The sequence below is a fragment of the Pseudarthrobacter sp. Y6 genome, from assembly GCF_050156205.1.
Lineage (GTDB): Bacteria > Actinomycetota > Actinomycetes > Actinomycetales > Micrococcaceae > Arthrobacter.
Map to the genome: position 1 here is coordinate 1,497,640 of NZ_CP189574.1, position 14,209 is coordinate 1,511,848.

Here is a 14,209-nt window from a genome sequence, read left to right on the forward strand (position 1 = left end):
GAGCTTATGACCCAACACTGTCCGATGCCGTCCAACAGAACAGGTAAGTCCGGAATGGACCAAGCCATGATTGAGTTCCAAAGCGTCACCAAGCAGTATCAGGGCGGGCATCCGGCCGTGGACCAGCTCACCATGTCCATCGATAAGGGCTCCATCACCGTGTTAGTGGGGCCGTCCGGCTGCGGCAAGACCACCTCGCTGCGGATGATCAACCGCATGGTGGAACCGACATCCGGCGTGATCACCGTGGACGGGCGGGACGTGACCTCGGTTCCTGCCGCGGAGCTGAGACGGTCCATGGGCTACGTCATGCAGTCCTCCGGGCTGATGCCGCACCGTTCCGTGCTGGACAACATCGCCACCGTGCCCCGGCTCAACGGCGTGTCCAAGGCTGAGGCCCGCAAGCGCGCCAAGGAACTGCTCGACGTCGTCGGGCTGGCTTCCGCGCTCGGGAAGCGGTACCCCTCCCAGCTCTCGGGCGGACAGCAGCAGCGCGTCGGTGTGGCCCGGGCGCTCGCCGCCGATCCGCCAGTCCTGCTGATGGATGAACCGTTCAGCGCCGTTGACCCCGTGGTGCGTGACGAACTGCAGCATGAACTCCTGAGACTGCAGAAGGACCTCGCAAAAACCATCGTTTTCGTCACGCACGATATCGACGAGGCAACCATTCTCGGCGACAAGGTGGCCGTTTTCGCCGTCGGCGGCCGGCTGGCCCAGTACGCCACCCCTGAGGAAATCCTCCGGGCACCGGCCAATGATTTTGTGGCGTCCTTCGTGGGGCGGGACCGCGGTTTCCGCCACCTCGGGTTCACCACGTCCGACGCCGTGACCATCCACCCGGTGCCGACGCTCGTTATGAGTGCCGGCCAGTTCGCCGGCGATCCCGCTGCGGTGACCGACTGGCAGCTCGTGGTGGATCCGGACCTGCGCCCTTTGGGCTGGGCAAGGCCGGGGACGGACTCTGAGCTCATCCCGGGCGGGTCACTCTTACGCCCCGGTGAGACCTTGCGGCGGGCACTGGACTCGGCGCTTTCGTCCCCTTCCGGCCAAGGTGTGGCGGTGGACGGCGACGGCCGGGTGGTGGGAACCGTCAGGGCACAGGAAGTCCTCGGTGTCATTGAACAAGCCCGCCAGGTCAGGCAGGCTGCGCTCTGATGGATTGGTTCCTGGCAAACAGCGGCATGGTCATGGGGCTGGCAGGCCAGCACCTGGTTCTTGCCCTCATTCCGATGGTCCTGGGGCTGGTTATTTCCATTCCGCTGGCGCAGTTGGCTCGGACCCACCCGGCGCTGCGGTCGCTGGTGGTGACCGCGAGTTCATTGATGTACACCATCCCGTCGCTGGCGCTGTTCATCATCCTGCCCTCGATTCTTGCAACCCGGATCCTGGACCCGCTCAACGTCATTGTCGCCCTGACCATCTACGCGGTGGCGCTGCTGGTCCGGGCCGCCCTGGATGCTTTTGACTCCGTGGAGGAGGACCTCCGGCAGGCTGCCATTGCCATGGGGTATAACCCCTGGCTCCGCTTTGTCCAGATTGACCTGCCGCTCTCCCTTCCGGTCCTGTTTGCCGGGCTTCGGGTGGTCTCCGTCAGCAACATCTCCCTGGTGAGCGTCGCAGCACTCCTGGGCGTGGGGAACCTGGGCATGCTCTTTACGGATGGACTGCAACGGAATTTCGTCACGGAAGTGGTGGTGGGAATCATCGCCATCCTGGTGCTCGCGCTGCTCATGGATGCCGTGCTGGTCCTCCTCGAACGGCTGCTGACGCCGTGGACCCGAGCCGCCAAAGCGGCCGGCCCCTCGGCGCCTTCGGCTGCAGGCTACGTGGCCGATGCCAACGTCCACACGGGGGCCGCGCAGTGAGCAACGTTTTTGTGGACACCCTGGCCTGGATTGCCGATCCCCTGCACTGGACCGGCAGTTCAGGCATCCCGGTCCGGTTGCTGGAGCACCTCCAGTACAGCGGGCTGGTCCTTGTGATTGCCGCTGGCATCGCGGTTCCCGCAGGGCTCTACATCGGCCATACGGGCCGCGGGCGCGTGGTGGCCGTAGCAGTGGCAGGTGCGCTGCGGGCCCTGCCTACCCTGGGCCTGTTGGTCCTCTTCGCCCTCCTGGCGGGAAGCAGTCTGATGCCACCGGTGTGGGCGCTGGTCATCCTGACCGTGCCGCCGCTCCTTGCCGGAACGTACGCCGGCATTTCGAGTGTGGACTGGGCCGTGGTGGACGCTGCCCGGGCCACGGGCATGACCGAGCTGCAGATCCTGATCCGGGTTGAGCTGCCCAACGGGCTGCAGGTCATTTTCGGCGGTGTCCGAACCGCCGTTCTGCAGGTCATAGCCACGGTTTCTGTGGTTGCGTACCTGCCCTTGGGCGGGCTGGGCCGCTACCTCTTTGACGGCCTAGCGCTGCAGGACTTTCCGCGGATGCTTGCCGGGTCCTTCCTGATTGCAGGGCTGGCCATCGTTGTTGACCTCATCCTGGCCGCGGTGCAAAGAGTCCTTCTTTCGCCTGGCCTCAAAACCGATCTGCACGGTGGCCAGAAGGCCGCCGCTGATCTCCCAGCTGCCGCGCCTGCGCCAGCTGCTGTTCAAGGAGGTAACCCATGAAAGAGAACACCAAGACAATCCTTACCCGCCGGGGACTGGCTGGCATGGCTGCCGGCGTCGGCCTGGCCGTCGCGCTGACAGCCTGCGGAGGGAGTGACCCGTTGGCCACCCCCAGCACCAGCGCCGGAAGCGCCGGCGGCGGATCGTTGGTGGTCGGCTCGGCAGACTTCCCGGAGAGCCAGATCGTGGCTGAAATCTATGCCGGCGCACTCACTGCTGCAGGGGTCACTGCAACCACAAAGCCCAACATTGGTGCCCGCGAAATCTACTTCAAAGCGGTCCAGGACGGCTCTGTTGACCTTGTCCCGGACTACTCCGGCAACCTGCTCTCGCATGTGGATCATGAAGCTGCCGAGGTCTCGGCCGATGACGTCTACAAGGCCCTGCCGGGGAAGCTCCCCGAAGGGCTGGCAGTCCTGCAGGCGTCCAAAGCTGAGTCCAAGGACGCCATGGTGGTCACCAAGGCCACCGCTGAGAAGTACCAGCTGAAGTCCGTTGAGGACCTGGCCAAAGTCTGCAAGGACCTGACCATGGCGGCCCCGGCAACCTTCGAAACCCGTGCTTATGGTCTGCCCGGGCTCAAAGCGAACTACGGCTGCGAACTCAAGGCCCTGAAGCCCTTCAGCGACGGCGGCGGCAACCTGACCCTGCAGGCACTGCTGACCGACGACGTCCAGGTGGCTGACATCTACACCACCACGCCGTCCATCGCGGACAACGATCTGGTGGTCCTGGAGGATCCCAAGAACAACTTCAAGGCCCAGCAGGTCCTGCCGCTCTACAACAAGGCAAAAATGACCGACAAGGCCAAGGACGCGCTCAACGCCGTATCAAAGATCCTGACCACTGAGGACCTGGTCAACCTCAACCGCGCAGTCAGCGGCAGCCAGAAGCAAAATGCCAAAGACGCAGCGGCCACCTGGCTCAAGGACAAGGGCATCGTCAAGTAACGCCTGACTCCACAACGCAGATCACGACGGCGGCTGCCGGACCCACACGGGCCGGCAGCCGCCGTCGTCTGCTCTCTACTTCTGTGTCTGAGGTCTCAACGGAAGTACATCCGTCATATGGCATATTTGATGGATGGCAGAATTCAAGCAGTCCACCAAGCTTCACAACGTCCTATACGACATCCGTGGACCGATCCTTCAGGCCGCCCAGCAGATGGAGGCGGAGGGTCACCGGATCCTCAAACTGAACATCGGAAACCCGGCGCCGTTTGGATTTGAAGCCCCGGACGCCATCCTGGTGGACATGATCCGCCATCTGCCACATGCCCAGGGCTACAGCGACTCCCGGGGCATCTTCTCGGCCCGGACCGCCGTCTCCCAGTACTACCAGACCCGCGGAATCCAGAACATCCATGTGGACGACATCTACCTGGGCAACGGCGTCAGCGAACTGATCACCATGTCCCTCATGGCGCTGCTCAACGACGGCGATGAAGTGCTGATCCCCACACCGGATTACCCGCTGTGGACGGCTTCCGTTGCCCTGGCGAGCGGGAAGCCCGTGCACTACCTCTGCGATGAGGAATCAGGCTGGCAGCCGGACATTGAGGATCTTGAAGCCAAGATCACGCCGCGCACTAAAGGCATTGTGGTGATCAACCCCAACAACCCCACGGGCGCGGTCTATCCGGAAGAGACACTGAAGAAGATCGTGGCCCTGGCCGAAAAGCACGGGCTGATCCTTTTCGCGGATGAAATCTACGAAAAGATCCTGTACGAGGACGCCGTGCACATCAACATGGCCGCGCTTACGGGCGACGACGTCCTTTGCCTCACGTTCAGTGGACTGTCCAAGGCCTACCGCGTCTGCGGTTACCGTGCCGGCTGGATGGCCATCTCGGGCCCGAAGAAGGATGCCTCGGACTACCTGGAAGGCATCAGCCTCCTGGCCAACATGCGCCTCTGTGCCAATGTGCCCGCCCAACATGCCATCCAGACCGCACTCGGCGGATACCAGAGCATCAATGACCTCATCCTGCCCGGCGGCAGGCTGCTGGAACAGCGGAACAAAGCCTACGACATGCTCAACGCCATCCCCGGTGTGAGCACGCAGCAGGCCCGTGGCGCCATGTACCTCTTCCCGAAGCTCGATCCCGAGGTATTCCACATCCGCGACGACGAGAAGTTCGTTTTGGACCTGCTGCGCGAGCAGAAAATCCTGGTCTCCCACGGCCGGGCCTTCAACTGGGTCCGCCCCGACCACTTCCGGATGGTTACCCTGCCGCTGGTGAAGGACCTCGAGGAGGCCATCAACCGCATGGGGGACTTCCTGAGCAGGTACAAAGGGAACTAGCCTGTGGGGACGCGCCTGTTGGCGCGGACACTGCGGACAAAGGACCCCGATGGCCGACTTGGTTGAGTTCAAGAAGCACCCCGTCGATACGCTGAGGGTGGGGAAAGGCTTCTCGCTGGCCGACGCCGACCCTGACGCCACGCCCGGTTACAAGGGCAACAAAGCCGATGGCCAGACAATTCTGGCTGAATTGGACGGCGCGTTGGCCGAACTTCAGGAAAAGCTGTTCGCGGAGTCGCGCTTCGGCGGGAAAAAACGGCTTCTGCTGATCCTGCAGGCCATGGACACCGCGGGCAAGGGCGGAATCGTCAACCACGTCATGGCCACCATGGATCCGCAGGGCGTCCAGTTCAAGGCTTTCAAGGCACCCACCGAGGAGGAGAAGTCCTATGACTTCCTCTGGCGGATCGAGAAGGAGGTGCCCGGAGCGGGCATGGTGGGCATCTTCGACCGCTCCCAGTATGAGGACGTCCTGATCCACCGGGTCCATAACTGGGCGACGCCCGACGAACTTAAGCGCCGCTACCGGGCCATCAATGAGTTCGAGGCGCGCCAGACCGATGCCGGAACCAAAATCATCAAGGTGATGCTCAATATCAGCAAGGATGAACAGAAGTCACGGCTCCTTGCCCGGCTTGACAACCCCGCCAAGCACTGGAAATACAGCAGCAGTGACCTCAAGGAACGGGCGTTCTGGGGCGACTACATGGGCGCCTACCAGGCTGCCTTCGACGAGACCAACACGGAAGCGGCACCCTGGCATGTGGTTCCGGCCAACAAAAAATGGTACGCCAGGATCGCGGTGCAGCAGTTGGTCCTGGGCGCGCTGTCTGACATGAAGCTGGAATGGCCAAAAGCTGAATTCGATGTACCCATCGAACGGGAACTGGTTGATCGGTCCTGACCTGTTTGGGGCAGGTTGTTCCGAGGGTAGGCCCGCACTGGGTGGTCAGAGGGCTGGTCAGAGCGGCTGGTCGCGGGCGGCAGCGAGCCGCTTGCGGGCGCCCTCCAGCCACTCCTCGCAGCGCTTTGCCAGGGCTTCGCCGCGTTCCCAGAGTGCCAGGGATTCCTCGAGGCTGGCGCCGCCCGCCTCAAGCCTCCCCACCACCTGTACCAGCTGTTCGCGGGCTTCCTCATAGCTCAGTGCTTCGATTTCCGGGTCAGGCTTTGTCTCGGGCATGTGCTTCTCCTTGTTGAAGTTCCCCAGTGGATGTGGCGCCGAACAGGCCCTGGGCCACGCGTACGGACAATGCAGTTCCCGACGGCGCCTCCGAAGGGTCGCGGACCACAGCGTGGCCGGCAGCTTCAGTGGCACGGGCCGGCCGGCCGTTGGCCAGTTCGACCACGGCGTAGCCGCGGTCCAGCGTCTTTTGCGGTGACAGGGCACGGACCTGGGCCTGCAGGTGAACCAGCTGGTCAGCCGCCCGCACCACCGTTGAACTGACGGCGGCCGATGACCTCCGCAGGAGGCGTTCGATTTCCTCCGCGCGTCCGGTGACCATCGCTTCGGGGGTTGCCAGAACCGGCCGGGAATGGAGTGCGGACAACCGGTCCGACTCCCTGTCCACGAGCCTGCCGATGCTCCTGCGCAAGTGCTCGCGTGCCTGGCGCACCCCGGCCAGTTCCTCGGCAACGTCAGGCACGATCCGCTTGGCTGCATCAGTAGGGGTGGACGCGCGGAGGTCCGCGACGTCGTCGAGGAGGGGTCGGTCTGCTTCGTGTCCGATGGCGCTGACTACCGGGGTAGCCGTGGCCGCGACGGCACGGATCAGTTCCTCGCTGTTGAACGGCAGCAGGTCCTCCAACGCTCCGCCGCCCCGGGCGATGACAATGACATCCACGTCGGGGCGGCCGTCCAGCTCCTGGAGGGCGCGGATGATCTGCGAAACCGCGGTGTTGCCCTGGACCGCCACCTCCCGGATCTCGAATTCGACGGCGGGCCAGCGCAGTGCGGCGTTTTGGACGACGTCTTTCTTAGCGTCGGAGTCCCGTCCGGTAATCAGGCCGATACGGTGGGGGAGCAGCGGCAGCGGCTTCTTCCGTGAATCGGCAAACAGCCCCTCGGCCGCGAGGGCCTGGCGCAACCGTTCGATCCGCGCCAGCAGATCGCCAAGCCCTACAGGCCTGATGTCCCTGACCTGCATATTGAGCCGCCCGGTCTTCAGCCAGAACTCCGGCTTGAGCAAGGCCACCACGCGGGAGCCACGCTCCAGGGGCATGTTTTGGCGGTCCAGAACCTTGGTCCAGACCGACGCCGGCAGGGAAACTTCCGCGTCCACATCCCGGAGGGTGAGGTACGCGTTACCGCCCCGGCGGTTCATCTCGATGACCTGGCCCTCCACCCACGCCGACGGTGTGCGGTCGATATGGGCTTTGAGTTTCTGGGACAGCAACTGCAACGGCCATGGATTGTCCGGGCTGGTCTCAGCGGCTGTGGCAGGCAGCGTGGTGGAAGCAGTATCTGGCAGGGCGGCCTGTTCAGACATGTCCGCTGCCCCGGGATGCTGTGGGTGGCGGCATGGCGGTCCTTTGTTCGTCAGGTGGCGGTTCGTGTTTGAATGGCGGCTGTCAGTCAACGGACTGCTGTCAGTGAGCTGGCGGTTGCCATTCAACCTTATCCATAAGCTGTATCACCCGGGACTGACATTCCTTGTCCAGACACCAGCCCTATGATGGCTGTGCCGCCGCCAACCAGTGAGGACCTGTTCTTGCGCACTTTCGTTTCAGCCGTCGCCGTCGTCCTGGGCGTTTTACTGTCCGCCCTCGCCGTCCCCGCCATCTGGCTTGACCGCAATGTGGTCCAGGAGGACGGCTTTGTGGCGCTGGCTGCTCCGCTGGGGCAGGACGCAGAATTCCAACAGCGGCTGGCCGCCGCCGCTGTGGGCACCATCGACACGGGGGCTATCCCGGACGCCCTGGCAGGTCTGGTGAGGCCAGTGCTCGAGGCGGCTGCCGGTTCCCTCACGGCGCTGCCCGGCTACACGGCGGCCTGGGAGGAGTCACTGCGGAAGAGCCATCGGCTCAGCTTCGCGGCACCCGCATCCGTTCCTGCCGAACCGAACTCCCCGTCGTCGCTCACCTTGGACGTGGCGCCACTGGTGGCCCTGGCGACGGAGGAGCTCGCGCGCACCACGGGACTGCCGCTGACTGCGCCCGAGCAGACGCTGGTCAACGTTGGAGAACCGGAGCAGCTCCAGCTGGTCGAGCGGGTGTCCGCCTATGCGCCGCTCGGCTACTCCCTTGCCATCGGAGCGGGTTTCGCCTTAGCGCTTGCCCTGGTTTCCGCCCGCCGTCGCTGGTCAGTGGTCTTCGCTGTGGGACTTGCGGCGCTGGTGCTGGCCGGCCTGTGGTCTGTCGGCTCGCAACTGGCGAGGGATGCCGTCCTGGGGACGGCGAGCGGCAACGGGCTTTCGGACATGTTCAAGGATGCGTTTGTGGCGGCCGCTTCCAGCAGCTTCCAATCCTGGGTCGGTGGTGCCGCGATAACCGGCGGTGTGCTGGTCGCGGCGGCCCTTGTGATCCGGATCGCCTCGCCGGGGCGGCGGCCCCCAAGCCGGTAGCATGGAGGGATGACTTCCTCAGCTGTGTCCCTCTCGATGCCAACTGTCCCGCGCAGGCGGCGCTCGCCTGAGGACGTAGCCGCCGCGGCTCCGGTGACCGGTCCCAAAAAGGTACTCCTGGCTGCGCCCCGCGGCTATTGCGCCGGTGTGGACCGGGCCGTGATCGCCGTCGAGAAGGCTTTGGAGCACTACGGTCCGCCGGTTTACGTCCGGAAGCAGATCGTGCACAACGTCCACGTGGTGAGCTCGCTGGAGGCGCAGGGCGCCATCTTCGTCGATGAGACGGACGAGGTCCCGGAAGGCGCCTTGGTGATCTTTTCCGCCCACGGCGTGTCCCCGGCCGTCGTCCAGTCAGCGGAGGACCGCGGGCTGCGGACTATTGACGCCACCTGCCCGTTGGTCACGAAAGTCCATAAGGAAGCCGTGAGGTTCGCCAAGGACGACTTCGACATCCTTCTGATCGGCCACGACGGTCACGAAGAAGTTGAAGGGACCGCCGGCGAGGCCCCGGAACACATCCAGATCATTAACGGTCCCCATGAAGTGGACAAGGTAACCGTCAGGGATCCAGAAAAGGTCATCTGGCTGTCCCAGACCACTCTCAGTGTGGACGAGACCATGGAAACGGTCCGCCTGCTGAAGGATCGGTTCCCCACCCTGCAGGATCCGCCCAGCGACGACATCTGCTACGCCACCACAAACCGTCAGGTGGCCATCAAGAAGATCTCACCGCAGGCTGACCTGGTCATTGTGGTGGGATCGGCCAACTCCTCGAACTCGGTCCGCCTGGTCGAAGTCGCCCTGGAGTACGGCGCCAAGGCCTCCTACCGCGTGGACTTCGCCAACGAAGTGGACGAGGCGTGGTTTGAAGGCGTGGCAACTGTCGGAGTCACGTCAGGGGCTTCCGTGCCCGAGATCCTGGTCACGGACGTCCTGCGACTGCTGGCCGACTACGGCTATGGCTCCGTGGAGGAAGTTGTCACTGCCGAAGAAGACCTCCTTTTCTCGTTGCCCAAGGAGCTCCGCGCAACCCTGAAGGAAGCCGGAGACGTCAGCCGGGCGCTCGGCGGACGCCGGTCCCGCAACTGACATCTCCTGCAAGTGACATCTCCTGCAGCTGACATGTCCCGCGACTGACATGTCCCGCGCCTGGTCGCGTGTCAGGCGGCGGCTTCGTCCTGCTGAAATTCCGGGGCCGCCAGCGAACGCGGCGTGACCTCGAGTGCTGGCGGAGTGAGCAGCCCGGATTCATCCATGGCGTTGAGCTTCCGTGCAGTGGGCAGGATCCGCGCTTCCAGGGTGCCGATCAGGGAGTTGTACCGGTCCACCGAAGACTTCAGGGACGACCCCAGCTTGCCCACGTTATCCCCGAGCGTTCCCATGCGTTCGTACAACTGACGTGCGAGGTCGAACAGTTCCCGCGCACTGTCCGTCAGCACATCCTGGCGCCACGTGAATGCCACCGATTTGAGCACTGCGAGCAGCGTACTTGGCGAGGCGAGCACCACATTCCTCGAGAGCGCATGGTCCAACAGCGTCGCATCGGCCGTTAAGGCGGCAGCCAGGATGGATTCGGCTGGCAGGAAACAGATCACCAGCTCGGGGGAGTTTCCGGGGATGTCCCAATACTTCTTGTTGCTGAGCGCGTCCACGTGGGCCCGCAGCGCCTTGGCGTGGGCGGCCAGCAGGGATTGCTGGCTGCCCAGGTTCCCAGGTGTGCCCGAATCCTGACGCGCACCCAGCTCCTGAGCCTCCAGGTAAGAGGACAACGGCACCTTGGCGTCCACCACCAGCTGCTTCTGGCCAGGAAGCTGGACCACGAGGTCGGGACGGACCGCTGAATCGGTTCCGGCACTGTGGACCTGCTCCAGGAAATCCACGTGCTTGAGCATGCCTGAGGCTTCAACCACACGGCGCAGTTGAACTTCACCCCACTGTCCACGCGCACTGTTGGAGCGCAGGGCTGACTCGAGGGCGTGCGTGGACCGGATGAGCTGGGCATCGGAAAGCCGGGCCTCCTGCAGTTGTTGCGACAATTGGCCGTACTGTTCCAGACGGTCGCGTTCCAACAGTGTCACCTGCTGCTGCACCGCGGTCAGCTTTTCCGCCACCGGGGCGAGTGCTCGGAGAACGCTCCCGTCCTGGTTACGGGACTCGCCGAGCTCCCGGTTCTGCAGGGCAAGGAGGCGGCGCTCCGCGTCCGCGGCGGCGAACTGGGCACTGACCTCGGAAAGGCGGGACGAGACGGCGTCGAAGTCGTCCTCCAGGGCACGGCTGTGCCGGCGCAAGGAAAAGTAGGCGGCGGCGGCGCCGGCGACGGCACCCACCAGCAGCATCAACAGGGCAAGAATCAGGGCTAAAGCATCCATATCCTCACTGTGGCATGACCCTGTGACAATTTACGGAAGCGACATATTCGACCACCCGTTCCATCAAGGTGCCGACACCGCGGGGGACCGCCTGGGGCCCATGTGTCCGGCAACCGGTAGAATCAATGCTCGTGGCTCTTACTATTGGCATCGTCGGACTGCCCAACGTCGGCAAATCAACTCTTTTCAACGCACTGACCCGCAACCAGGTGCTCGCGGCGAACTATCCGTTCGCAACGATCGAACCCAATGTCGGCGTCGTGAACCTGCCGGATCCCCGGCTCCAGCAGCTGGCTGACATCTTTGGCTCGCAGCGCCTGTTGCCGGCCCCGGTGTCCTTCGTGGACATCGCCGGAATCGTGAAGGGCGCGTCGGAGGGCGAAGGCCTGGGCAACAAGTTCCTTGCCAACATCCGCGAGGCAGAGGCCATCGTCCAAGTGGTCCGGGTGTTTGATGATCCCGACGTCATCCATGTCGACGGCAAAGTGGATCCCCGCTCGGATATGGAAACCATCAACACCGAGCTGATCCTGGCTGACCTTCAGACCATCGAAAATACGATTCCCCGGATCGAAAAAGAAGTCAAGATCAAGAAACGGGAAGCCGCCGAGCTGGCGGCCATCAAGGCCGCGCAGTCGGTCCTGGAACGCGGCGACACAATCTTCTCCTCGATCGAGAGCGACAAGCTGGAGATGGAGCACCTCAAGGAGCTCAGCCTCCTGACCGCCAAGCCGTTCATCTACGTCTTCAACGCCGACGAAGGCATCCTGGGCAGCCCGGAGAAGCAGGACGAGCTGCGGGCCCTGGTGGCCCCCGCGGACGCCATCTTCCTCGATGCGAAGCTCGAATCCGACCTCGTGGAGCTGGACGAGGAGGAGGCACGCGAAATGCTGGAAATGAACGGCCAGGACGAGTCCGGCCTCGACCAACTGGCACGCGTCGGCTTCCACACCTTGGGCCTCCAGACCTACCTCACGGCCGGTCCGAAGGAAACCCGCGCCTGGACCATCCACCAGGGCGACACCGCGCCGCAGGCAGCCGGCGTCATCCACAGCGACTTCCAGCGCGGCTTCATCAAGGCAGAAGTGGTTTCCTTCCATGACCTCATCGAGGCTGGGTCCATGGCTGAAGCCAAGTCCCGTGGCAAAGTGCGCATTGAAGGCAAAGAGTACGTGATGGCTGACGGCGATGTAGTGGAGTTTCGCTTCAACGTGTGACTCGGGGATTACGAAGGCTATTCTCGATTCGAATCCTTTGGAGAGGAAATGCCGTTGCCCTACCTCATCGGGGCCGTGATTCTCTTGTTGGCACTCACTATGGTGCCTGTTGCTCTGGCAGTAAGGGATGGAGTCCAGGCCACCAGGAGGGAGCTGGCCGTTGCTTCCAAGTAACCACCGGGTTATCCACATACCCGAATGTGGCGGTTACGTGCAGCCCGCAGTCCGGCGATGCTTGGCGAATGGGAATCAGATACTACGCGTACGCATTCGACGGCAACCTGACCGATCAAGCGCTTGTCGATCCGCTCAGCTTTCTCTCCAATGATCCGCTCGCCGATGCATGGGGATTCGAACACTGTGCCACGGTCAACACCCCGATGTTTGAGCAAGCGGTGCCTAATCGGGACATGCTGTACCTCGACAAAGCATGGCGGCATTTGCAGTGCCTCACCGCACCAGCGGAACCAGACCTGATGGCTCGTCGTGCCTATCGGATGTTCGAGGGCGCAGTGGTCATGAATGACATGGGTTGGGAGCCTTGGGTGCGGACATTGACCCCACCGGAGGTTTTGGCTGTCGCAAGGGACCTGGAAGAGGTCTCCGACGAGGACGTGGAGTTGCGGCTGCGGGAATCGCATTGCTTCAGTCTGGACTTTGATGGTGAGGTCGACTATGTCGTGAGCTACCTTCGGCAAGCGCGGACCTTTACGGCGAACCTCGCTGCGGAGGGACGCGGCATGGTCTACATGATCGGATGATGCTCGCCATGACCACGCCAGGTCCGCAAGACAAGGCAGACACCCCCCCCCAACGATCAGCTGATCCCGTTCTGTCCGGAGCAGCTCCGTTTCCAGATCCGTGGCATGGAACGCGCTGAGACTGCACATAAGAACCCCGACGGCGTCGTCATTGTTCAGCGCATCAAGGTGCCCGTCTACGTGATGTTCGACGGCGACATTGTGGAGTTCCGATTCAACGTCTAACCGCGTGATTCCAAAGAACCCCACCGGGGACCAGTTCAGGTCCCCAGTGGGGTTCTTTGTCTCTGCCTGCGTTCAACGGCTTGCAGCGGCCGCGGGCAAGCGGGTATCGCATACCCGGCCGGGGTCCATCCCAGGGCGGGACCCAATTTGGTGGCGATGTCGGTGAGGATCTGGACGTAGTCCTCATGGTCGAAGCTGAAGGGCAGCGCGAACGCCACTTCGTCGACCTCCTGGAATCCCGCATGTGCGTACAGCTGTTCCGCAATCTGATCGCTGGTGCCGATGATATCGGGGGCGAACAGCATCCCTCTTGGCCCCTGCGGCGCCCGGGCACGGGGCGTGCGTTCATCGACGTATCGCTGGTACTTTTCCCGCTGTTTCACTGAAGCCGAATCGGTCGGGATTACCACCAGGCCCTGTGAGACCCGAGCTGGTGCGTGCGATTGGCCTGATGTCGCGGCGGCGTCACGATAAGCACGGATCTGTGATCGCTGGATTTGGGCAAACGCCGGTTCCTGATTCGCTTCGGGGAAGATCACACTGCTGGAGAGCAGATTGAATCCGTTTGCACCGGCCCAGATGGCAGATTTCTTGCTTGCAGCCCCATACCAAAGTGGTTCACGCAGCCCGGAAGAGTGCGGCTCGACGCGGTTGGAGAATTCCTCGACGACACCCTGCTTGCCGGAAAATTCCCGTACCGGTTCCCCCGCAATCAAACGGGCAAGCCGATCCACGCGTGCGTAGCTGAAGTCCTCCAGCTCGGCGGAATCCGGGTACAACTCGTGCTTCACCGTGTCATAGCGCATTGGTTCACCCACGCTCAGGCCCGGGTTGATTCGTCCGCCGGCGAGCAGATCCACGGTGGCCAGGTCCTCGGCCAGGCGCAATGGGTTCTCCCATCCCATCGGGGTCACAGCCGTTCCAAGCTCGATCCGCGAAGTGCGTTGACTGACCGCGGCCATGATCGCAATGGGGGAGGAGATTCCGAACTGCAGATGGCGGTGGCGCAGCCACGCGCTGTCGAATCCAAGCCGCTCACCCAGTTCTATGACCTGCAACGTCGATTCGTGCCCTGCGGCCGGATCCGCCGGATCGAACAGGCCAATCGTGAGGAATCCAAGCTTGCGTAGAGGTCGTGAAGAGTGGGGCATGGGCTTCCTTCAAG

At 63.3% G+C, this 14,209-nt stretch carries 14 protein-coding genes; 10 read left to right on the forward strand and 4 right to left on the reverse strand.

The window, feature by feature from the left end; all coding sequences use genetic code 11:
• Positions 1 to 54: 54 nt before the first annotated feature.
• The 6 genes from ACQCSW_RS07175 (at position 55) to ACQCSW_RS07200 (ending at position 5,816) form a co-directional block, all read left to right on the forward strand.
• Positions 55 to 1,155, forward strand: coding sequence for an ABC transporter ATP-binding protein (locus ACQCSW_RS07175; RefSeq protein ID WP_426990128.1), 1,101 nt, complete (start codon positions 55 to 57; stop codon positions 1,153 to 1,155).
• Positions 1,155 to 1,865 (forward strand): ABC transporter permease, encoded by a 711-nt coding sequence (locus ACQCSW_RS07180; protein ID WP_426990129.1) that lies wholly within the window; start codon positions 1,155 to 1,157, stop codon positions 1,863 to 1,865. Before ACQCSW_RS07175 ends, ACQCSW_RS07180 begins: the two co-directional genes overlap by 1 nt.
• On the forward strand, positions 1,862 to 2,608 hold the full coding sequence (locus ACQCSW_RS07185; RefSeq protein WP_426990130.1) for an ABC transporter permease: 747 nt from the start codon (positions 1,862 to 1,864) through the stop codon (positions 2,606 to 2,608). Before ACQCSW_RS07180 ends, ACQCSW_RS07185 begins: the two co-directional genes overlap by 4 nt.
• On the forward strand, positions 2,605 to 3,558 hold the full coding sequence (locus tag ACQCSW_RS07190) for a glycine betaine ABC transporter substrate-binding protein (RefSeq protein ID WP_426990131.1): 954 nt from the start codon (positions 2,605 to 2,607) through the stop codon (positions 3,556 to 3,558). The genes ACQCSW_RS07185 and ACQCSW_RS07190 overlap by 4 nt, the downstream gene beginning before the upstream one ends.
• Positions 3,559 to 3,691: 133 nt before the next feature.
• Entirely contained in the window at positions 3,692 to 4,912 is a 1,221-nt protein-coding gene (locus tag ACQCSW_RS07195; protein WP_111908442.1) for a pyridoxal phosphate-dependent aminotransferase, read from the forward strand.
• Positions 4,913 to 4,961: 49 nt separating this feature from the next.
• The gene (locus tag ACQCSW_RS07200; RefSeq protein WP_426990132.1) at positions 4,962 to 5,816 is read left to right on the forward strand and encodes a polyphosphate kinase 2 family protein; all 855 of its coding nucleotides are present in this window, start codon (positions 4,962 to 4,964) and stop codon (positions 5,814 to 5,816) included.
• A 57-nt stretch (positions 5,817 to 5,873) separates the two neighbouring features.
• Here the strand turns inward: ACQCSW_RS07200 and ACQCSW_RS07205 are convergent, their stop codons facing one another.
• Both ACQCSW_RS07205 and xseA read right to left on the reverse strand, forming a co-directional pair.
• On the reverse strand, positions 5,874 to 6,092 hold the full coding sequence (locus ACQCSW_RS07205) for an exodeoxyribonuclease VII small subunit (RefSeq protein WP_111908444.1): 219 nt from the start codon (positions 6,090 to 6,092) through the stop codon (positions 5,874 to 5,876).
• Complete coding sequence (xseA, locus tag ACQCSW_RS07210; RefSeq protein ID WP_426990133.1) at positions 6,073 to 7,398, reverse strand: exodeoxyribonuclease VII large subunit; 1,326 nt, start codon at positions 7,396 to 7,398, stop codon at positions 6,073 to 6,075. The genes ACQCSW_RS07205 and xseA overlap by 20 nt, the downstream gene beginning before the upstream one ends.
• Before the next feature lie 222 nt (positions 7,399 to 7,620).
• On the opposite strand from xseA, the gene ACQCSW_RS07215 reads away from it, so the two are divergent.
• Positions 7,621 to 8,472, forward strand: a complete 852-nt coding sequence (locus ACQCSW_RS07215) for a hypothetical protein (protein WP_426990134.1) — start codon at positions 7,621 to 7,623, stop codon at positions 8,470 to 8,472.
• Positions 8,473 to 8,481: 9 nt separating this feature from the next.
• A complete protein-coding gene (locus ACQCSW_RS07220) occupies positions 8,482 to 9,561 on the forward strand; it encodes a 4-hydroxy-3-methylbut-2-enyl diphosphate reductase (protein WP_111908446.1) in 1,080 nt (359 codons plus the stop codon).
• A 71-nt stretch (positions 9,562 to 9,632) separates the two neighbouring features.
• Here ACQCSW_RS07220 and ACQCSW_RS07225 read toward each other — a convergent pair whose 3' ends face one another.
• Positions 9,633 to 10,841 (reverse strand): DNA recombination protein RmuC, encoded by a 1,209-nt coding sequence (locus ACQCSW_RS07225; RefSeq protein ID WP_426990135.1) that lies wholly within the window; start codon positions 10,839 to 10,841, stop codon positions 9,633 to 9,635.
• Between the two features lie 131 nt (positions 10,842 to 10,972).
• Here ACQCSW_RS07225 and ychF point away from each other — a divergent pair, with 131 nt between their 5' ends.
• Complete coding sequence (gene ychF, locus ACQCSW_RS07230) at positions 10,973 to 12,058, forward strand: redox-regulated ATPase YchF (RefSeq protein WP_426990136.1); 1,086 nt, start codon at positions 10,973 to 10,975, stop codon at positions 12,056 to 12,058.
• Between the two features lie 242 nt (positions 12,059 to 12,300).
• The gene (locus ACQCSW_RS07235; RefSeq protein WP_426990137.1) at positions 12,301 to 12,819 is read left to right on the forward strand and encodes a DUF1877 family protein; all 519 of its coding nucleotides are present in this window, start codon (positions 12,301 to 12,303) and stop codon (positions 12,817 to 12,819) included.
• A gap of 260 nt (positions 12,820 to 13,079) precedes the next feature.
• On the opposite strand, the gene ACQCSW_RS07240 is transcribed toward ACQCSW_RS07235, so the two are convergent.
• The gene (locus tag ACQCSW_RS07240) at positions 13,080 to 14,195 is read right to left on the reverse strand and encodes an LLM class flavin-dependent oxidoreductase (RefSeq protein WP_426990138.1); all 1,116 of its coding nucleotides are present in this window, start codon (positions 14,193 to 14,195) and stop codon (positions 13,080 to 13,082) included.
• Positions 14,196 to 14,209: the final 14 nt, after the last annotated feature.